This window comes from Spirosoma endbachense, from assembly GCF_010233585.1.
Classification (GTDB): Bacteria; Bacteroidota; Bacteroidia; order Cytophagales; family Spirosomataceae; genus Spirosoma; species Spirosoma endbachense.
Window position 1 is genome coordinate 5,334,792 of the sequence record NZ_CP045997.1, and the last position, 21,160, is coordinate 5,355,951.

At 48.6% G+C, this 21,160-nt stretch carries 16 protein-coding genes; 10 read left to right on the forward strand and 6 right to left on the reverse strand.

Annotated features, from left to right (window positions below; translation table 11 throughout):
* Entirely contained in the window at positions 1-1,791 is a 1,791-nt protein-coding gene (locus GJR95_RS21485) for an FAD-binding protein (RefSeq protein WP_198424729.1), read from the reverse strand.
* A 342-nt stretch (positions 1,792-2,133) separates the two neighbouring features.
* A complete protein-coding gene (locus GJR95_RS21490; RefSeq protein ID WP_162387812.1) occupies positions 2,134-4,617 on the reverse strand; it encodes a S9 family peptidase in 2,484 nt (827 codons plus the stop codon).
* 251 nt (positions 4,618-4,868) lie between these two features.
* Between GJR95_RS21490 and GJR95_RS21495 the strand changes: the two genes are divergently transcribed.
* The 4 genes from GJR95_RS21495 to GJR95_RS21510 all read left to right on the forward strand — a co-directional run bounded on the left by GJR95_RS21495 (position 4,869) and on the right by GJR95_RS21510 (position 11,738).
* Positions 4,869-7,949, forward strand: coding sequence for a PAS domain-containing protein (locus GJR95_RS21495; RefSeq protein WP_162387813.1), 3,081 nt, complete (start codon positions 4,869-4,871; stop codon positions 7,947-7,949).
* A gap of 58 nt (positions 7,950-8,007) precedes the next feature.
* Positions 8,008-8,892: a PE-PGRS family protein gene (locus GJR95_RS21500; RefSeq protein ID WP_162387814.1), complete on the forward strand. Its 885-nt coding sequence runs from the start codon at positions 8,008-8,010 to the stop codon at positions 8,890-8,892.
* Between the two features lie 49 nt (positions 8,893-8,941).
* Positions 8,942-10,462 (forward strand): 1-hydroxycarotenoid 3,4-desaturase CrtD, encoded by a 1,521-nt coding sequence (gene crtD / locus GJR95_RS21505; protein ID WP_162387815.1) that lies wholly within the window; start codon positions 8,942-8,944, stop codon positions 10,460-10,462.
* Between the two features lie 94 nt (positions 10,463-10,556).
* Complete coding sequence (locus GJR95_RS21510; protein WP_162387816.1) at positions 10,557-11,738, forward strand: cation:proton antiporter; 1,182 nt, start codon at positions 10,557-10,559, stop codon at positions 11,736-11,738.
* 17 nt (positions 11,739-11,755) lie between these two features.
* Here GJR95_RS21510 and GJR95_RS21515 read toward each other — a convergent pair whose 3' ends face one another.
* On the reverse strand, positions 11,756-12,082 hold the full coding sequence (locus GJR95_RS21515; RefSeq protein ID WP_162387817.1) for a hypothetical protein: 327 nt from the start codon (positions 12,080-12,082) through the stop codon (positions 11,756-11,758).
* 92 nt (positions 12,083-12,174) lie between these two features.
* On the opposite strand from GJR95_RS21515, the gene nhaD reads away from it, so the two are divergent.
* Positions 12,175-13,470 carry a sodium:proton antiporter NhaD gene (gene nhaD / locus GJR95_RS21520; RefSeq protein ID WP_162387818.1) on the forward strand — a complete coding sequence of 432 codons (1,296 nt, stop codon included), beginning with the start codon at positions 12,175-12,177 and terminating at the stop codon, positions 13,468-13,470.
* Positions 13,471-13,552: 82 nt separating this feature from the next.
* Positions 13,553-14,266 carry a hypothetical protein gene (locus GJR95_RS21525; protein ID WP_162387819.1) on the forward strand — a complete coding sequence of 238 codons (714 nt, stop codon included), beginning with the start codon at positions 13,553-13,555 and terminating at the stop codon, positions 14,264-14,266.
* A gap of 132 nt (positions 14,267-14,398) precedes the next feature.
* On the opposite strand, the gene GJR95_RS21530 is transcribed toward GJR95_RS21525, so the two are convergent.
* Both GJR95_RS21530 and GJR95_RS21535 read right to left on the reverse strand, forming a co-directional pair.
* A complete protein-coding gene (locus GJR95_RS21530; protein WP_162387820.1) occupies positions 14,399-15,262 on the reverse strand; it encodes an SDR family oxidoreductase in 864 nt (287 codons plus the stop codon).
* Between the two features lie 85 nt (positions 15,263-15,347).
* Positions 15,348-16,202: an SDR family oxidoreductase gene (locus GJR95_RS21535; protein WP_162387821.1), complete on the reverse strand. Its 855-nt coding sequence runs from the start codon at positions 16,200-16,202 to the stop codon at positions 15,348-15,350.
* A 299-nt stretch (positions 16,203-16,501) separates the two neighbouring features.
* Between GJR95_RS21535 and GJR95_RS21540 the strand changes: the two genes are divergently transcribed.
* A complete protein-coding gene (locus GJR95_RS21540) occupies positions 16,502-16,972 on the forward strand; it encodes a 3-oxoacyl-ACP synthase (RefSeq protein ID WP_232540816.1) in 471 nt (156 codons plus the stop codon).
* A gap of 1 nt (position 16,973) precedes the next feature.
* Here the strand turns inward: GJR95_RS21540 and GJR95_RS21545 are convergent, their stop codons facing one another.
* Positions 16,974-18,605, reverse strand: a complete 1,632-nt coding sequence (locus GJR95_RS21545) for an amidohydrolase (RefSeq protein ID WP_162387822.1) — start codon at positions 18,603-18,605, stop codon at positions 16,974-16,976.
* 106 nt (positions 18,606-18,711) lie between these two features.
* On the opposite strand from GJR95_RS21545, the gene GJR95_RS21550 reads away from it, so the two are divergent.
* The 3 genes from GJR95_RS21550 to GJR95_RS21560 all read left to right on the forward strand — a co-directional run bounded on the left by GJR95_RS21550 (position 18,712) and on the right by GJR95_RS21560 (position 21,133).
* A complete protein-coding gene (locus GJR95_RS21550; protein WP_162387823.1) occupies positions 18,712-20,100 on the forward strand; it encodes a TolC family protein in 1,389 nt (462 codons plus the stop codon).
* A 73-nt stretch (positions 20,101-20,173) separates the two neighbouring features.
* Positions 20,174-20,380: a DUF2188 domain-containing protein gene (locus GJR95_RS21555; RefSeq protein WP_162387824.1), complete on the forward strand. Its 207-nt coding sequence runs from the start codon at positions 20,174-20,176 to the stop codon at positions 20,378-20,380.
* Between the two features lie 57 nt (positions 20,381-20,437).
* Positions 20,438-21,133: a DUF421 domain-containing protein gene (locus GJR95_RS21560; protein WP_162387825.1), complete on the forward strand. Its 696-nt coding sequence runs from the start codon at positions 20,438-20,440 to the stop codon at positions 21,131-21,133.
* The last annotated feature ends 27 nt before the right edge of the window (positions 21,134-21,160 follow it).

Consider the following 21,160-nt stretch of genomic DNA (forward strand, 5'->3'; position numbering starts at 1 on the left):
TTAGAGGGTAGAGGGGTTATAGTATGTATCCCAGAATACGTTGTGAAACCGAAAGTCGGGATCCAGTTTTTTCTTGAGTGCAAAAAGTTTTTTCGCATTGGGATAGGCCAGATGGAATTGCTCCGGCAGGGCATGTGCCTGATAGGGAAGGTAATAAGCCCCATCGACCGATATGGCCGCATCGATCAGCTCGCGAGTCCAGATGGCTACTTCATTTTTAGCGATTTCGTTTGTCCGTTGTTTGTAATAGACCACAAAGGCAAAGACTTCTTCGCGCGCCCAGGCCAGAAACGAACCCGAATCCGGGAGTGCATGGCGAATCGATACATTGATGACGTTGACCCGATAGCGGTTAAATATCTCACTCATTTTCTCCGAAAAAGCGTCGAAATGACGAACAGGAACAAAATATTCCTGTAAGACATACGTGCGTTTCGTGCGGGATCTAGGTTCGAGTTCAGCGACATCGTAACCGGCCTCGTAATTGCGCCAGTGAATGGGCTGGCTGAGGTAGATCAACGGGTCTACGATATGTTCACGTCGCCATTTACCGAAGAATGTCTCGGTAAATGCCCACATAAAATATCGTTCCAGCGGATATGATTCCCGAAGTGGCATCAGACGCGTTTTTACGGTTGGCTTTTCGGTAGTTTTAACCCACGTAACGGCCCGCATGTTTGTGAAGGCAGGCGGATACATATCACCATTATGGAAAACCGCTTCTGGATTATCACGGATGGTATGGGCAAAATAGGAACGGTAGTCTGAACGAGCCAGTTTGTAGTGGTCACGCCGAACGGCCAGATTATCTTCGAGATCTAGTTCGACAGCTACAATAATTCCCAGCCCGTTATAGCCGCCAATAGTGCCGAAGAATACGTCCGGATTTTCGGTACGGCTGGCCTGAACAAGCGACCCATCGGCCAGCACAATTTCAATGGAACGAACGGCCAGAATGAGTGGGCCGTGCCCCATGTATCGGCCATGACAGTTTACACTCAGTGCTCCGCCAACGGTAAAATTGGCATAGGTCTGCATGATTTTGATGCTCAGATCGTGGGGATCAATGTAGCGCTGGATGTCGCACCACCGGATGCCAGCCTGCACTTGAATGATGCGATCATCTTTCGAGAAATGAATGACCTGATTCAGACCACGCATATCGATGTGCAGGCTTTTTGGACTTGCCGTTTGCCCACCCATACTGAACCGTCCACCGCCCACTGATACGGGTCCCGTAGTCATACGGAGCCGTTCCTGCAACTCCGCTACAGATTTAGGCCGAAAGACCTCCGCCACAACAACCGGATTGAGCTGAGTGACGTCGTTGATAACGCGTTCCTGGGGTTTGAGATGCGAATCTGTCAGACCGGTATCGTTTTTGAAATAATCGGCGGCTTCGTCGGGAACCGTTCCGAACTTGTTTTTCTGTGAATCCCCCTTTTTAAATCCCAGTTGATAGATCAGCCAGATTGGGCCAAGAACCGGAATTAAAACCATAAGCAGCCAGTAGCCAGAGCGGTTTGTATCATGCAGCCGTTTGGTGGCTGTAGCGAACAGCGATCCGATCAGAAGCGGATAGAGTGCATAAGTCGCTCCTTCGCCTATGAAATCGTTTAGTAACGTATGCAGCACATAGAACGTACTCCAGATAAAGGCGGAGACGATCCAGTAGGTGGCTCGTTTGATACGGCCCCTGCTTGTAAATAGAAGGTAACTGAGGGGAAGTTTATCTTTTAGGCGCATATGACAGGCAAATGTAAAGAAGAGGCTTTTACCTGCTTGATTCACAACGGTGTTTCTTAGTGAAAGGTAAGCCAGGACCCGTTACAAGGTGCAATGAGTGCAAAGGCACTATTCCTAAAGATTTACCGTACCAACTAAGTTTATACGATACGTTAATCAGGCATCGGTCACTGGATTGTCAGTAGTTCTGTTTGAGCTTCTGCCTGACGCGCATTGGTTGGCGCAGATTACGCTCGCTGCGCCATCAGTCATTTGCCGGAGAGGTGAATGTGCGTGCAAAAATGACGGCTTCGGCGCATGCAAACATGGACCGAAGCCGTCATTCATTTTAGTCATTCTATTAATGGTCAATTGACGGATCGGCCATCGTCAGAATTTAGTTGTAGCTTATTTTCCTCCGCCAACTTTCCCCGCTTTGTTGCCCTGTCCGGCAGCGGCTGGGTTTTTGACGTATTTGTCGAGCCAGCCGTTCATTTCCCAAAGCATGTGCAGTAACGATTCTTTGGCCGTGTAGCCGTGACTCTCATAAGGCAGGAATACTAACCGCGTGGTTGCGCCAAAGCCTTTTAGCGCATTATAATAGCGCTCCGACTGAATCGGGAACGTCCCTGTGTTATTATCCGCTTCACCATGAACAAGCAATAGGGGAGTCTTCATCTTGTCGGCATTCATAAACGGCGACATTTTGTTATACACCTCCGGAGCCTGCCAATAGCTACGTTGTTCGTTCTGGAACCCAAATGGGGTCAGTGTACGATTGTAAGCACCACTGCGGGCAATGCCACCTTTGAATAATTTGCTGTGAGTCAGGAGATTGGCTGTCATGAACGCACCGTATGAATGGCCGCCCACACCCACACGGCTTGAGTCGACCACACCTAGCCGAACACCTTCATCAATAGCCGCTTTGGCACTGGCTACCAACTGCTCAATGTAGGTGTCGTTCGGTTCTTTATCACCCTCGCCCACAATGGGAATGCTGGCGTTGTCCAGAATGGCATAGCCCATTGTTACGAACGCAGCCGCACCCCAGTAACTGATCCGGTTAAACTGATAGGGCGAGCCGGATACCTGACTGGCGGCATCCTTGCTCTTGAACTCGGCAGGGTAGGCCCACAGGAAGGTCGGTAGTGGACCTTGTTCTTTCTTGTAGCCAACAGGCAGATAAAGCGTGGCAGTCAGGTCTACGCCATCTGAGCGCTTATAGCGAAGCTGTTGTTTTTGAATCCCTTTCAGTTGCGGATAGGGGTGAGGGAAGAATGTTACCTGAACTGGAGCAATGCGGGCTTTTAGGTTCCTGACGAAATAGTTCGGGTTTTCATCGGGCGTTTCGCGAGTGGTTAAGATCACTTGTCGAGTGGCATCCAGTACGGCAATGGGGCGCTCAAAATAAGGAGCCGCCGACCGCCAGAGCTCACGATTTTGCTTCGTTTTCAGGTTGAGCAGGCTCACAAAGGGACGGTCCCCTTCGGGCGATGCACCTAGTCCGTTCAACATAATCAACTCCCCGCTAGGCAATAGATTTAATACGTCGCGACCATATTGATTCTGCTTCGTGTCGGGTTGACCAGGATTTGTGTAACGATCTTCGTATGACCGATCAAACAGAACGGACGTTTGCCAGGTTGCCGGATTAACAATTTTGGTAATTGTCTTGCGGTTCTGCCACCAGCGTTCATTGGCCAGGGCGGTCGATTCATTCCCCCATTCGAAGCCTTCGAACCGGAACTGAGCTGCGTAAATCTCTTTGGGTTGTGCCGAGAAGGGAGCTTCTGTCAGAAAGACCTTGTCCCGGATGTCTGCTTTTACTTTAGGATCGCCATTATCCTGAGCTACTGTGTAATAGACCGAAGCTGGAGCATCGGCCCGCCAGGCAAACTCACGTGGGCCATTGGGAGCACCATCGGGGCTGTATGCAACGGTTTCCTGCAATGGGCCGTCGTTGAGTGTCTTTACCAGCGAGCCAGCAATCGCATAAACCTCCGTTTTCAGCGGAAACCGATAGACCGGAACCAGGTACGAGAAGGGAGTATGAACCGTTTCGATCAGTACGTACTGACCATTTGGTGCCGGATCGGCGGAGAGAATGATTCCCGGCTGGCCAATGTTTGTCGTTGTTCCGTCCAGACCCAGCCGAACCACTTGTGCTGTGGTGTAGTAGGCAAATTGTCGCTCGTCGGACGGGTTTTTGAGCAAATCCTGGTACGTGGGTGCCTGACCGCGTTTGCCACCGACGTTTTCCTGCGTTGTCGGACTGCTCGGTACGCGGCTGATTTCGGGCGCAGACCCGCGCCCGGCCGGAATACTCTTAACGATCAGGTTTTTGCTGTCCGATACCCAGTGATAGGGTGTTCCGAGGGTTGCGTTGAGGGCAATTGTGCCAATTTTCTGGGCCGCAGCCGTCGTTACATCGGCAACGTACAGATCGATACGGGTATCGGTTGAATTGGTAAAGGCTATTTTAGTCTCGTCGGGCGACCACTGTACATAACTGATGAGTGGATTTGCCGGAAGGCCGGTAATGGTTTTTTCATCTTTATCTGTCAGTTTTTTGATTTTGAGGCCGGTTATGTAACGCGCCCGGCTGGGTCCATTATTTGCCGGATTCAGGCGTAGGCCAGCCAGTTTGAACTCGGGTTGAGCCAGCTCGGCAATTCCTGGTGCAGAGGCCTGTTCGAGAATGAGCATGACATCGCCCTTGCCCGACATACTGACAGTAGGCGTGGGGGGAACGGTCACCAGATCGGCCAGGGCTTTGGGAGGGGTCTGGTAGGTTGGGTTGTCCTGTGCGCGTCCGGCAAGCGGAATTACGACCGAAAGTACCAGTAGAAGTCGAACACGTTTTCGACGAGTAGTCAGGTTGTGAAGCATAAGAGGAAAGTTGTTTCAAGGTAACACAAGCACTAAAGATACGCCAAAATCAGCTACCATTGTTCAGGATAATGGTTCTATTGGAGTGTCCGGTTACTTGGATGATTTTTACGTCATAAATTACGTATATTCGCTGATTGCTTAGGCTGGTAGCAGGTTTGATGAAAGCTGCCTGACAACTGCTTTTACTGCTATAGAATGTGTATTCGGTTAGCTATCAGACCTTTATCGAAAAATTGCTTTTGCCGAGAATGCTAACCGATAAATCTCCCGATATCCAGTTCTCTCAGCTTCTTGATGCATTGCCCGATGCAGTGATCTGGATGAAAACGATCCGTGATAAGAACAATCAGCTTGTTGATTTTCGAATTGATTATGTAAATAAAAAAGCGGAGGAGTATAGCCAGGGCAAATATCAGGTTAGTATTGGGACGCTCCTGTTGGGCGATAACCAGCACGATCAGGTGTATATGGCACAGATTTTTAAGAAAATGTGTGTCCTATACGAAACGGGCCAACCCATTGAAGATACGTATTTCAATAGTACACTGAATAGCTGGTATCTGATAAGCCGGTCTAAATTGGGCGATGGTGTTCTCAGCGTCACCCGCGACATTTCATCGTTAAAAGCGGCTGAGCAGGAAAAGCAGTCTCAGACGGAATTGCTGCAAACGATACTGGATACTTCGCTCAATAATGTTTTTGTTTACGAAGCGATTCGTGATACCACAGGCCAAATTCAGGATTTTCGGGTTAGACTGGCCAATCCGGCTGGTCGACAGGATGTTATGGATCGGTATGGCAAAGAAGTGCTGGGCAACACCTTGCTGGGGTTTCGCCCCAGTTCGCGGGAGACAGGCCAGTTTAACCTCTTTTGCCAGGTTATTGAAACCGGAAAGCCCGTTTGGGCTCAGCATTACTACCCGGATGTTCAGGAATGGTATGATACGGCCATTACAAAACTCGGTGATGGATGCGTGGTAACGGGAGTCAATATCACGCAGCAAAAGCAGGATTTATTGCGGTATAAGCGCCTGTCTGATCTACTCAACAGCGTTTTGAACAGCTCGCCAAATGGTATAAAGGCGATGGAGGCCATCAGAGAAACTGCACCGGATGGCTTACCCGGAAAGATTATCGATTTTGTTGTGACCGTGATCAATAAAGCCGGGGCTGATATCCGTGGACTTGACGCAAACGATATTGTTGGTAAACGGGCTTTACAGGTATTTCCGGATCTCCAGCAGACAGATTTATTCGATCAGTACTGTAACGTAACCGAAACCGGCGATCCTCAGCATAGTCAGAGTTTACACGGTGATGTCTGGTACGATATGGCCCTGGCTCCGTTTGGTAACGGACTCGTCATTACCTACACCGACATTACAGAGAGTAAACGCGTAAAACAGGTCATTGAAGATGCCGCTGCCGAAAACAAACGACAGGCTGATTTGCTCAACAGTGTACTCGATAATTCGACCAATGGTATCATGGCCTTTGAATCCATTCGGGACGAATTCGGGGTAATTACAGACTTTAAGTTCATTGCGCTCAACAAAGCTGCCAGTCTGTTAAGCGGCCGATCGCCCGACGATATGATGGGGCAATCCATGTTGTCAATCTTTCCTGGCAATGCGAAGTCGGGTATGATGGAAATGTACATTCACACCGTCGAGACGGGTGAGCGTACCAGTATGGAAACGTATTATGGTTATGACGGACTTGATTTCTGGGTTGCCGTTTCGGCCCTGAAATTGGGCGATGGTTTTGTCGTTACGTTTTCAGATATATCGGAAGCCAAGCGGGCCCAACAGCAGATCAGCCAAACGGCCGACCTGCTTCAAACGGTGATCAATAATTCACCGACTGCACTCGTACTCTATGAACCCATACGGGATGAAAGCAACGAAGTGATCGATTTTCGGTATAAGCTGGCGAATCCGGTAGCGGCCACCGCCACCAGTCGAACACTGGAATATATGCAGGGAAACACGCTGTTTCCAATGGCAGCGCAGAAGGGACTCTTTGATCGGTTAAGGATTGTGCTCAAAACGGGTGAGACGCAGCAGTATGAACATCATTTTTCGGACGACGGTGTCGATCTGTGGGCTGAAATTACGATGGTCAGGCAGGAAAATGATGTACTCACTGTCTTCCAGTATATTACTGATTTGAAGCGGGCCCAGCAGGAACTCGAACGATCACGGGCTGAATTGCAGACCGTAATCGATACATCGCAAACCGGTATTTTTCTCTTTAGTCCAGTACGTGACAAAACGGGGAATGTCATTGATTTTCGGTTTCGGGTAGCCAACCGGCAACTAGCGTCTTATGTTGGCCAGGATCCCGAATCGGTTATGGGGGCATTAGGAAGCACGTGGTTCCCTGATTATAAAAATAACGGCCTGTTTGAACTTTATAATAAAACCTATCAAACCGGTGAGCCACAGCGGTTCGATTTTCATTACGATGGTGGCGGAATCGATGCCTGGCTTGATATTATGTCCACCAAAATGGGCGATGAAGTACTGGTAACCTTTGGCGATTATACATCGCTCAAACAACTTCAGCAGCAACTGGAAACATCGGTTATAGAGCTTCAACGGTCGAACCGTAACCTGGAGCAGTTTGCCTACGTCGCCAGCCATGACCTTCAGGAACCACTGCGTAAGATTCAGGCATTTGGCGATATTATTAAGGCCCAATATGCGCCACTTATTGGCGATTCGGGGGCTGATATGATCCAACGGATGCAGTCGGCTGCTGCCCGTATGCAGGTACTGATCAAGGATGTACTGGCTTACTCCCGCGTTTCGGCTAAGCGAGAGGAACATAAGCCAGTTCATCTGAATAGTGTTGTAGCGGAGGTGTTGATTGATCTGGAAACGTTTATAACAGAAAAAAAAGCCGTTGTAACCGTAGGGCAACTCCCCCTCATTATGGGTGATATTGCTCAGTTGCGCCAGTTGTTTCAGAATCTGATCAGTAACTCCCTGAAGTTTGCACAAGTCGATCGAATCCCGGAAATTACGATCAGTTCGAGCGTGCTTCGTGGGCGCGAGTCGGGTCTGCCCATATCTCCTCCTGAGAACAACCAACTGTTTCATGCCATCGAATTGACTGATAATGGAATTGGTTTTGACCCACACTACGCTGAACGGATTTTTCAGGTATTCCAACGCCTGCATGGGCGCAGCGAATACCAGGGAACAGGTATTGGATTGGCTATTGTTCAGAAGGTTGTCGAGAATCACAAAGGGTACATCACGGCCGATGGACGACCGGGTCAGGGAGCTACTTTCAGGATATTACTGCCCTCTTCCTCAAATTAAAGACTTATTCCGTCGCTTCTTTCGTTACTTTGGCGACTGAATCAACCGGAAATCATTCATGCGCATAGTCCTTTTAGTTCTTGGTACACTAACTGTCGTTTCCTGTACTATAGGTGTTACTCCTGATGCGGGTAATTTTAGTAGTAACCCTACATCGACACCTGTTACTCCGGGTCAGATTAACGAAGCATCCGGCCTGGCCGATAGCCGTACTCAACCCGGTAATCTCTGGATTGAACAGGATAGCGGTAGCCCGGCCGAATTAGCTTTGCTGGGGTATGATGGCAAGCTGAAGGGGAAAATGAGTATTCCGAACACGACCAACATCGATTGGGAGGATATGACTATAGGCCCCGGCCCTCAGGATGGGAAAAATTACATATATATTGCCGACATTGGCGACAACAACGCCCAGCGGCCAACCAGCGTGCTATATCGGTTTATCGAACCGGCTAATTTGCAGGAGACAATCGGACAGGTTGAACGGATTAATTACAAATACCCTGACGGACCTCGCGATGCTGAAGCATTCATTGTCGATCCTCAAACCCGTGATACATGGATAATCTCCAAACGGGAAGAAAAAGTCCATCTGTATCGGCTTCCGTATCCACAGGATATTAACCAGGTTACCACACTTCAGACCTATGGCGAGCTGCCATCCTTTGGCGATGGACTGGCGGGCTACGTAACGAGTGCGGCCATTTCGCCCGATGGTGGTGAGATTTTAGTCCGTACATATACCGGTATTTTTTATTGGAAACGTACATCCGGCCAAACTGTCGCTGATGCGTTGCAAAAAGGTACCCGATCGCTATTGACATCGCGCATGGAACCGCAGGGCGAAGCCATTTGCTTCGACAAAGACGGAAAAGGCTTTTTTACCATTAGCGAACTGGCTAGTGCTTCGTCGGTGAATCTATATTACTACGCCAGACAGTAAGTTAGTACAGGCAGTTTTTCGTCTGGAAACTGCTTACTGATAATCCGTTGTGACTAAGAAAGCTGCGGTCATTGGGGCCGGAATCGCCGGGATTGCCAGCGCCATCCGATTGGCCGTGAAGGGTTATGAGGTCGATGTAGTCGAGGCTAATGCCTATGCGGGCGGTAAATTGTCTGGTTTCGAAGACGTAACACCCGACGGACAATCGTACCGCTTCGACGCTGGTCCGTCGCTTTTTACGATGCCGCATTTAGTAGATGAACTATTCAAACTCGCTGGCCGAAATCCCGCCGATTATTTTGAGTACACCCGCCTTGACGAGACCTGTCGCTATTTCTGGGATGACAACACGCGCCTGACTGCCTGGGCCGATCTTGATCGATTTGGTAAAGAGATCGAAACCGTATTTGGTGAACCAGCCATGCATTTACACCAGCACTTAGAAGCCAGTGCCCGAAAATATGCGGTAACGGAGAAATTATTTCTGCATCGATCACTCCATAAACTGTCGACCTGGTTCAATCGTGACGCGCTGATTGGTTATCTTAATCTACCCAGACTCGGTGTTTTTGGGACCATGAACGGGGCAAATGAACGTCGGTTTGATCACCCCAGGCTGGTGCAGTTATTTAATCGATACGCTACTTATAACGGTTCAGATCCGTATCAGACGCCAGCAACGATGAATATTATTCCGCATCTGGAATACAACATCGGGGCTTTCTTCCCGAAAGGGGGTATGATTAGTATCACCAATAGTTTGCTGAAACTGGCCGAAGAATTGGGCGTGCGTTTCCACTACAATACTTATGTTACAGAAATTGTAACGAAGGGTAAACTCGCCGTGGCTATTAAATTCACCTCACAGGCTGGTCGCCTTCTGAATCAGGAAATAGCTACTAGCAACTCAATTGGAAGCGAGGTTAGTGTTGTCGTTTCTAATATGGACATTGTCAGTACATTCCGGAAACTCCTGCCGAATGCCCGACAACCTGAGCGAATTCTACGCCAACCTAAATCGAGTTCGGGCTTAATTTTTTATTGGGGTATCAAGCAACAGTTTACCGAACTGGGGTTGCACAATATAGTCTTTAGTACCGATTATCGGGCCGAATTCAATGCCTTATTCGGGCAGAATCAGGTACCCGACGACCCAACCATTTATCTGAACTGTAGCGCGAAACTTAACCCTGATGATGCGCCGGCAGGCTGCGAAAACTGGTTTATCCTGCTAAACGTGCCAAACAACACCGGCCAGGACTGGGATGCTATCATTGCCCGGACCCGACAACGTATTGTGCAGAAACTTAGTCATATGCTGGGCACAGATGTTAGCTCGCTTATTGAAACGGAATCGATACTGGACCCGCGAAGTATTGAAGCCCGAACCTCATCAACGCAGGGCGCCTTATACGGGAATAGCAGCAATAGCCGGTTTGCTGCGTTTTTGCGCCATGCCAATTTCTCCCGGCAGTTTAAGAATCTCTATTTTGTGGGTGGCAGCGTTCATCCGGGAGGTGGTATTCCACTCTGTTTGCTGTCGGCAAAAATCGCAACTGATTTAGTGTAGATTTCGAGCGGCCAGTTACTGGTTTTTAGCGTCAGATACGGGTTTAACTACCGATGATAAACCGTAAACTGAAAACTGCTTTTTATCTTGCCGAATGGATTCTTCGATTCTCATTATTGTTCTGAGCTTATCCGTTTTAATTTCCTACGCGTTTGACCTGTTCAGCAGCCGGTTCCGAACGCCTTCGGTATTGTTGCTCTTATTATTAGGTGGAATAACCCGACAGGCGACTAATTACTTTGGGGTTCAGGTTCCGTTTGTCAATACAATCCTGCCGACGCTCGGCACATTGGGTTTGATTCTGATTGTACTTGAAAATGGCCTTGATCTGGAATTGCATCGGGAAAAACTGAGTGTTATTCGTCGTACGCTGGTTGCATCCGTATTATCGGTAGCGGGTATTACCCTCCTGTTGGCCAGTGTTTTATACCTATTGCTGAACGATTCCTTTTATCATTGTTTAATTGCCGCCCTGCCGTTCTCAATCATCAGCAGCGCGGTTGTTATTCCAAGCATATCGAATATATCGTATGGGCAGGGCGAGTTTGTCGTTTATGAATCCGCTTTTGCGGGAATAATTGGGGTCTTAGTATTTAATTTTTTGTTGCTCAGCCGGGATTCGATATGGGGTGCCGTCTGGTTTTTTGCCCGCGATATGCTCATTATGGCGTTGCTATCGTTAGGGTGCTGCTTTCTGTTGCTGTATCTGATTGGACGGATCAACCATCGGATCAAATTCCTGCCGATCATATCGGTACTCTTTCTGGTTTATGCCATTGCCGAAATCAACCATTTGTCGTCCTTGTTATTGATCCTGATTTTCGGCCTGTTTTTGAATAATACCGAATTGTTTATTCGCGGCCAGTTAAGCCAGATTCTAAAAAATGACCTGTTCGAGAAGGAACTGGATCAGCTCAAAAATCTTACGGCTGAAGGTGCATTTGTTGTCCGCACGTTCTTCTTTTTGATTCTGGGCTATGCCGCCGTACCCGGTGAATTACTGGATAGGGATGCACTGATCGTGAGTGCCATATTTGTTGCAGTCATTATTGGCTGGCGGTGGATCACGCTCCGCCTGACTTATCAGGGGCCGATGAAGCCACTTCTCTGGATTGCTCCGCGTGGTTTGATCACCATTCTACTTTACCTCAACATTCCCCAGGATATGCGGGTAATTGGTTTCCGGGATGGAATTCCAATACTTGTCATCGTGCTTTCACTGATCGTTATGGTAGTGGGTGGACTCGGTCAAAAACCTGTACTTCCTAATGAATGATGTTCGGGTAGCCGGACCTACTTATTCACTATGTATCGTCGGAATGTCCAGAACGGGCGATTCTTTAGGTAAATCAGGTTTTGTTCATTCGCGAATGCTTCCCGTTCGAAGCTGATATTTCGATAAGCTGTATAATGAGTGCGGTATTGAAATCGCCGGATAAGGTATTCGAGTGAGTACCAGATGTAGAAAAGCAAGATGCCCAGTTCAGCCTGCTGGCGCAGGTGAATTCGTTCGTGATTGAGCAACACAGGCCCAGGGTTAGGCTTACGAACCAGAATAAAGGGAAACAGGGCCATGCCATCGGGGCCAAGTGAAGAAACACGAATAATGAATGTAGGCATCAGGCGCTGATTTGTACGTGATGAACAGGCTGGCGGTTCAGGCAAACAGTAGTTGACTGTAAAACAGTTAATATGACTTTGAAATTCCCATTATGACGTTAACACTTATCCTTCTTTTTGTTGTCGGTTATGTGCTGATCACACTTGAACATCCGGTTAAAATTAATAAAACAGCCACAGCATTGATTACTGGAGTTGTTTGCTGGGCTGTTTATGCCTTGATGGCTCCGAATGCCGAAGTCGTTGTTCACCACCTGAGTGAGCATCTGGCCAGCGTCGCCGAAATATTATTTTTCCTGCTCGGCGCCATGACTGTTGTCGAGTTGATCGATGCGCACGACGGCTTTACGCTCATCACCGACCGTATTGCCAGCCGTAATACCCGCGTTCTTTTCTGGATTATCAGCCTGTTGACCTTTTTCCTGTCTGCCCTGTTAGATAATCTTACATCCGCCATCGTGATGGTATCCGTGTCGCGTAAATTGATCCGCAACGTTGGGCAACGGCAAATTATGGCAGGTATGATTATCGTTGCGGCCAATGCGGGCGGAGCCTGGTCTCCCATTGGTGATGTGACAACAACAATGCTCTGGATTGGTGGGCAAATAACCACTACCCGAATAATTAGTTCGTTGCTGTTGCCCAGTTTAGTCTCGCTGCTTGTTCCACTGGGGATTTTAACATTTCGGTATAAACCCGAAGAACAGGCTACCGTATCGACAGCCGCGAAGGGGATCAGCCGCCCCTACGTGACGACAGCGGCCCGCCGAGATCGCCGGATCATGCTGTCTGTTGGCCTGGGTGGAATGCTTTATGTTCCTATTTTTAAGACCATTACCCACTTACCTCCTTATATGGGCATGATGCTTGTATTGGGCGTGATCTGGGTGGTTTCTGAAGTGCTGCATAGTGATAAGGATGAGGCCGAACGCCAGAAGTTTACCCCGGCCTATGCGCTGAGCCGTATCGATACGCCAAGTATTCTGTTTTTTCTGGGGATTCTTCTGGCCGTTGGCTCACTTGAAACAACCGGCATTTTACGCAATCTGGCCGAATCATTGAATCAGTCGATTGGTAACCTTGATGTAATTGTTCTACTAATTGGTCTGGCTTCCGCCGTAGTCGACAATGTGCCGATTGTTGCCGCAGCAATGGGTATGTATGATATGCAGACCTATCCGACAGATAACAAACTGTGGGAATTTCTGGCGTATTGTGCCGGAACGGGAGGTAGCATTCTGGTGATTGGCTCGGCAGCCGGGGTCGCCGTTATGGGGCTGGAACGACTGGAGTTTGGCTGGTATTTACGTAAAATCAGCTGGCTTGCCCTGATCGGCTATATAGCTGGAGCGCTGGTTTATCTGGCTGAGTTTATGGTGATGCGCTAAGCGACTGACACACAGAATCAGTAGCTTGTTGATCTGTTTGTGATCCATTACATTTGGTAAAAATCGTTAACCCAGACTTATCATGAGAAGACTGCTCGTAACCCTACTCGTATTGCCGCTGCTTTACTATCGGGCAACTGCCCAGACGACTCCGACTGCTGAGGAGGTTTTAGACAAATACATTACGGCCATTGGTGGCAAAGATGCGCTTGCCAAAGTGACTGATGTGACCACCAGTATGTCGAGCGAAGGGCAAATGGGCGCTATAATGATTACCCGAAAGCAGAAGCTGCCTAACAAATTCTCGATGGTCATAAACGCCAATGGAATGGAAGTGATGAAACAAACCGGCGATGGCTCAAAGATCGTTATGGGCGGTATGCAGGGCAATAGTACAACGCTCGAAGGCCCGGCCGCGCAGCAGATGACTGTGATGAACGTGATTTTCCCGGAACTGCATTATGCTGAAAATGGGGTGAAATCGACAGTTGTTGGGCCAGAAAAAATAGATAGTAAAGACACGTATAAGCTAAGCCATACAACGGCTGATGGCTCAGCTACCTGGACCGATAATTTCGATGCTACTACTGGCCTGAAAGTGCAGTCTGTTACTACGACCAAAAATGCACGGGGCGAAATGACAATGACATCGGTTTACTCGGACTATAAAGAGGTTAGTGGTATCAAATTCCCGATGACGATCGCGCAACAGTCGCCACGCGGCCCAATGACGATGACCGTTGACAACGTAAAGATTAATAAAGGCCTGAAAGACTCCGATTTTACAGTAAAATGATCGTTTGTGGTTGCCCGATTAGCAAAAGGACTACTACTACTAATCAGAGAACTACAGCGGCCCATCGAACAAAATGACGGAGTTTAAAGTCGTTTTGTTCGGTAGGCCGCTGCACAAAAATCGCCTGCCAGATCAGGAGTTGATCACCTCGCCACCATTGACGTGAATCACCTGTCCCGTAAAATAGGACGCATCCTCTGATGCCAGAAACACGTAGGCTGGAGCCAGTTCGGCAGGTTGGCCAGGGCGTTCCATAGGCGTATCTTTTCCAAATTTCTCAACCTCTTCCAGTGTTTTGGTTGCTACAATCAACGGGGTCCAGATAGGGCCGGGCGCTACAGCATTGACACGAATGTTTCGCTCCACCAGATTCTGCGACAAAGACCGGGTAAACGCTGTTACGGCCCCTTTGGTCGAAGCATAATCGATCAGCGATTCGCTACCCCGGTACGATACCACCGATGTCGTGTTGATGATGCAGTCGTATGCACCCATGTGTGGCAGTAGGTTTTTCGTTAATCGAAACATGGCCAGAATATTGAGCTCGAACGTCTCGCGCATCTGCTGGTCCGAAATGCCGCTAAACTCTTTTTGCTCAACATGATTTGCGGCATTATTGACCAGAATATTCACCCGATTATAGGTGCTTATGATTTTGCCGACGGCGTCCCGGATAAAGGCAATTTGTTTTAAATCCCCCGGAATTAACAGACACCGACGCCCTTCAGCCTCGACAAGTGATTTTGTCTTCAGAGCATCTACATCTTCGCGCGGATGATAAATAAGTGCCAAATCAGCGCCTTCGCGGGCAAAATAAATGGCTACTGCCCGGCCAATGCCCGAATCACCGCCAGTGATGACCGCAACTTTATCTTTCAGCTTATCGGCTCCCTGATAATTGTCCCGAATGTAAATCGGTTGAGGATCCATTTCATATTCCAAACCTGGCTGCGCATTCTGATGCTGAGGCTTGGTTTTAATTTCCATTTGTTCCATATTTTTGAAGAATTAGGAGCAGGACCTGATGAATGAGACTGACCTATTCTCATTCATCAAGTCGATGCGCTCACGCCTTGTTATATCAGCCATTGACAATCGTACCGCCATTGGGGTGAAGAACCTGTCCGGTAATGTATGAGGCATCTTCTGAGGCCAGAAAAACATAGGCTGGTGCCACTTCACTAGGTTGGCCGGGGCGCTTCATGGGTACAGCCTTACCAAACTGCGCCACTTCTTTTGCGCTGACCGACGACGGGTTGAGCGGAGTCCAGATTGGGCCAGGGGCAACACCATTGACACGAATACCTTTGGTGATCAGATTGCTGGACAAGGCCCGCGTGAAGGTCATAATGGCCCCTTTCGTAGATGAATACTCCAACAAATCGGCCCGCCCCTGATAGGCAGTAACCGATGTGGTATTGATAATGCAGTCCCCTTTATGCAAGTGTGGTTCGGCCGCTTTTGTGACTCTAAAAAACGAATATATATTGGTTTCATAGGTTGCCAGCAGGTCTTCATCACGCTCTTCTTCGAGCGTTTGGTGCTGCAACTGCAAGCCCGCATTATTGACCAGAATGTTGAGCTTGCCCAATTGCTGGACCGTATCCTCAACAATCTGCTTACAATAAACTTCCTGACGGATATCGCCCGGTAGTAGCAGGCATCTACGACCTTCTGCCTCAACCAGTTCTTTGGTTTTCTGCGCGTCTTCTTCCTCTCGGGGCGTATAGGATATGGCTACATCGGCACCCTCGCGGGCAAAATGCACGGCCACCGCCCGGCCAATGCCGGAGTCACCGCCCGTAATGAGTGCGACCTTGTCTTTCAATTTGTTCGCTCCTTTGTACAGATGCCGAATTACCTTCGGCTGTGGATCCAGTTCCGCTTCAATCCCCGGCTGGAGATCCTGATGCTGAGGGGGAATTTTTGCTTCCATAACGTTGCTGTTGGTTGTACTTGGTTTTATAAGCCAAAAGCAACGGTGGTTGTTTGGAGAAATCTATTAAAATAGTGGAGTGGTAACGGCGCACATAGGTATAGCTACAGCACCTTTACTATCCAATCGCAGACGAATCGACTCGAAGCGAAAAGCCTAATAGATAAAGGCTCAAAAATTATTTCCTGCAGCGCTATTTAGCGTTTGACAATAAAATTATTCTTAACTAGAGCCAGCATAGGCAAACGCAAGTTGCTGGCTATGTACATCTACAGAATAATTGTTTATTTTTAGTTATTGTGAATCAGGATTTTACGCCAAAGCAGCTCCGACAGGATTTAATGGCCCAGTGCAGGGGCCATGTTCAGCAACGCATTGAAATAGCCCGACAGGCAATGGAAGCCGCTCAGGAGTCGGCCAATTCGGAATCGAAGAGCAGTGCTGGTGATAAATACGAAACCGGCCGTGCTATGGCGCAGATCGAACGGGACCGATACGCGCACCAGCTCGATATTGCGCTGGGTCTGGAACAGGAATTGGAGCGGATAAACAGCGAAAAAGACTATGCGATTGTTCAGCCCGGCAGTCTGGTCATTACGAATCGAGGAACGTTCTTTATCAGCATCAGCGCTGGCAAACTCAATGTCAGTGGACAGGAGGTATTTGCTGTTTCGCCCGCGTCGCCAATTGGCATGGCATTGGCCGGTCGGCGCGCGGGCGATCAGGTTTCGTTTAATAAAATGACGTATGAGGTAATAAAAGTGGGGTAGTCTAATAAACCCGTTCGCCACCAATCCAGGTCTGTTTCACTTTCGTCTGGCGTAGTTGGGTATTTGGTACTGTCATGATGTCGCGGTCAAGCACAACGAAATCGGCTTGTTTGCCGGGGGCAATACTACCCCGCAACTGATCTTCGAAACAGGCATAGGCTGCCCAGCGGGTCATGGCCAGCAGGGCTGATTTACGATCAACGGCGTTCTCCATCTGGTAGCCTCCCGCCGGAAAGTTCCTGGCATCCTGCCGCGCAACAGCCGCGTGGAAGCCAAACAGTGGATTGACCGCTTCTACGGGGAAATCGCTCCCAAAGGCAATCAGCTTATTTTGTGTCATCAGATCCTTAAACGCATAAGCACCTTTTACCCGAATTGGCCCCAGCCGTTCGCCCGCCCAATACATATCTGACGTTGCATGAGTGGGTTGTACCGATGGAATTATTGAATACTGCCCAAACTTATGGACATCGTCGGGAGACACGACTTGCGCGTGTTCAATGCGCCAGCGCCGATCGTTCTGGCCTTTTAGCAGCTTTCCGTAAAGATCGAGCATGAGGTGATTAGCCGAGTCGCCGATGCAGTGCGTATTGGCCTGGAATCCAGTTCCGTATAGAATGGTCGTGACACGTTCCAGTTCACCAGGACTGAGCAATAGGAATCCACCTGTTTCCGGGCGATCGCTGTATGGCCGCCGTAGGCAGGCTCCGCGCGAGCCTAAAGCGCCGTCGGCATAGAGTTTAAAGGATCGAACGGTCAGCCGATCAGTCTGAAAAGGTCCCCGTTTCAGAAAATAATTTAGATTCGGTTCGCCGAGGCTAATCATAGCGTAATCCCGAATTTTTAGCTTACCTGCTTTATGCAGGCTATCGATGAGATTAATTTCGGCGGGGCTAATGCCTGCATCTGAAATCGTTGTAAGCCCGAGCGAAACACAGACTTTCTCGGCTGCCTGCAGCATTCTTGCCTTGTCGGTATTGTCGGGCTGTGGAATTACCCGCTTCACGAGTTGCATGGCATTATCTACCAAAACACCAGTAGGCCGGCCATTTTTTACAATAATTTCTCCGCCGGGCAGCTTCGATCCTGCCGTTATTTTGGCTAATCGCAATGTTTTTGAATTGACGAGCAGCGCATGGCCGTCTACCCGCATCAGGGCAACCGGCACATTAGGAAAAGCAGCGTCCAGTTTCTCTTTTGTTGGGAATGTTTTGTCGGGCCAGTCATTCTGATCCCAGCCTCGACCAGAAAGCCATAAAACATTCGGATGTTTCTGGTAAAATGTTTTCAGGCGATCAATCACTTCATCGTAGGACTCCGCTCCAACCAGATCAGCCTGATCAAGTACCTGTCCCAGACCCAGAAAATGGGAGTGAGGGTCGTAGAAACCCGGATAAACGGATTGGTCGTGCAGATTGACCGTACTATCGGCATAATATTGATCAGTTAATGTTTTGATCGAACCGACGGCCAGGAATTTACCGTCCTTGATGACAAATGCGTCGGCTTCGGAGAAACTTGAATCGGCCGTGTAGACATGGGCGTTGATGACAATCAGGTCGGCTTTTTGCCTGGAAGAACAGCCGGAAAGCAGGGCTATTAAGGCTAAAATTAAGAAAAGAGGGTGTTTCATGATGGATGATTGGGAAAGATGCAAATTAAAGGAAAGTTGATAACCCAACCAGCTAATCGCAGATTCTCGTATTTTTGTCATAATCGTCGTTGTCAACCTTAATTCAATGAAGCTCAGCAGTTGGTTTCTTTTTATTTGCCTTCCTTTTTCGGCCCTTGCTCAACAACCTCAAAACGCTATTCAACGCGCCCAGCAACGCACCTTTACGGTTGCTACTATCCCGCAGCCGGGTGAGGTATTAACACTCTCGCAGGCCATCGAACAAGCCATAGGCAAGAATTACCAGATTCAGATTAACCGGTCGCAGGAGCAGATTGCTCGTAATAACTTCTCGAAAGGTAACGCGGGTTATCTGCCTTCTCTGTTGTTTAATGGCAACACAAGTGGTAACCTACAGAGCTTTCGGCAAACGTATCTCGATGGTCTTCGCCCTCCTCAGGAGGTCCACGGTGTGTTTAACCGGACAACTAACCTCGCGATGAACCTGAACTATACGGTTTTTAACGGGTATGCACGGTCAACCACATATACGCAACTTAGCCAGATATTGCAGATCAGCTCTGTAACGACCAGGGCTAATATAGAAGCCACCGTTGCCAGTATCGCAACGAGTTATTACGACGTAGTCAGGCAGTTGCAGCGGTTAATTGCATTTAGTCAGGCACTCGACATCTCCAGAGAACGGCTTGAACTGGCACGTGCCAACTATGAAGTAGGTACGCGCTCGAAAGTCGATTTTTTGAGTGCTCAGGTAGACTATAATACCGATAGTGCTGCTCTAATTGCGCAGGAGCAGTCATTGCGCAATGCAAAAACCCTCTTGAATACGCAGCTTGTGCGTGAACCACTCGCCGAGTTTGCGGTTCGTGATACGATCATTGTTCGGCCGAATCTGGAACTGGCATCGCTTGAGCAGTCGCTGAATACCAATAACCCGCTGCTGGTTTCGGCTGTATTGAACCGCACGATCGCTGATCTGAATGTTCGGCTGGCATCTGCACAGCAACTCCCTTTGGTTACGGCACAGACAGGCTATAGTTATCAGCTTCAGGATAATCAGGGCGGTTTTGGGGTCAGTACAGGCCGTACGGGGTCACTTAACTACCTGATTACGGCTTCAATTCCAATTTTTAATGGCTATAACCTGAAGCGACAAATTCAGAATGCCCGCATCAATACGGTTATTGCTAAAGATCAGGAAAGCAACCAGCGATTGCAGCTCCAGCTCGCACTTACGCAAACCTTCCAGGCTTACCAGAATAGCCTGAAACTGTTGAATCTGGAGGTATTGAATAACCAGCTGGCAAATCAGAACGTCGATATTGCGTATGATCGCTACCGGATTGGGAACTCTACATTCGTTGAATTCCGCGATGTACAGCGGAACTCCATCGATGCACAGACTCGATTAATTGAAGCCGAATTCAATGCTAAAGCGGCTGAAATTGAATTACTTCGGCTTAGCAGTACCATTTCCCAGGAGCTGGGGCAGTAAATACAAACAGTCTGCTCGATTGAGCGTTAGTTAATTAAGTTAACGGCAACTTATTAACTAACGCTCACGCAGTATGCCCTACACAAAAAAAGAGTACCCTGCCTCACTCAGGAATTTTATGGCTCCGGTGCGCAACAAAGCCATCGATATTGCCAATGCTTTGCTCACGGAAGGTGCTGATGAGTCAAAAGCGATAGCCATTGCAACCGCCAAAGCTGAAGAGTGGGCTCTAAAACGAAGCATAAAAGTGCGAAAGGACAATGCTCCCGAGAATAAATAATCGGCTAATGAGTCAGAACTTTCGCTTAGAGCCTTACCACCTATTTCCCACTTCACTATGAAGCCAGAACCTGTTCAGCCGTTTGACTGGGAGCGTATTTTTATTCATGAATTTCCCTGGACGTATCTTGGCGAGGTTGCGTTCCGAACCGTCTTTATGTTTTTGGTCGTGTTGGCAGCCTTGACCGTATCGGGGAAGCGGGAGGTGCGCCAATTATCTATCTACGAACTGGTATTGCTGATTGGCCTTGGCTCGGCCGCTGGTGATCCCATGTTCTACCATGATGTGCCGCTGGCTTCGGCCGTAGTCGTCTTTCTGGTGATAATGGGGTGCTACAAACTGGCAACATACATCAGTGACCGTAATAAAACTGTTAGAACCCTTCTGGAAGGCAAACCCGTTTATGTGATTGAAAACGGCTGTATTTTAACCGAGAATTTTGATCAGGAGGACCTGGGGCTGGAGGAGTTATTTTCTGATTTGCGGGTAGAAGGTGTTGAACAGCTGGGACAGGTGCGCACGGCTATTCTGGAGCCAAATGGTCAGCTCAGTTTGTTCACATTTAAAGAAAATGATGTCCGGCCCGGATTGCCGATTCTACCCAATGAATTGAAGCGTCATGCAGAAAGCATTCCACAACCGGGTGATTATGCCTGTTGTGCGTGTGGTCATGTAAAGACATTTAGCGCATCTGTTGACCACTCTTCGTGTCAGCGGTGCAAAAAAACTAAATGGGTAAAGGCAGTAAAATGAAGTTATGTGGTTGATAATCAGTAAACT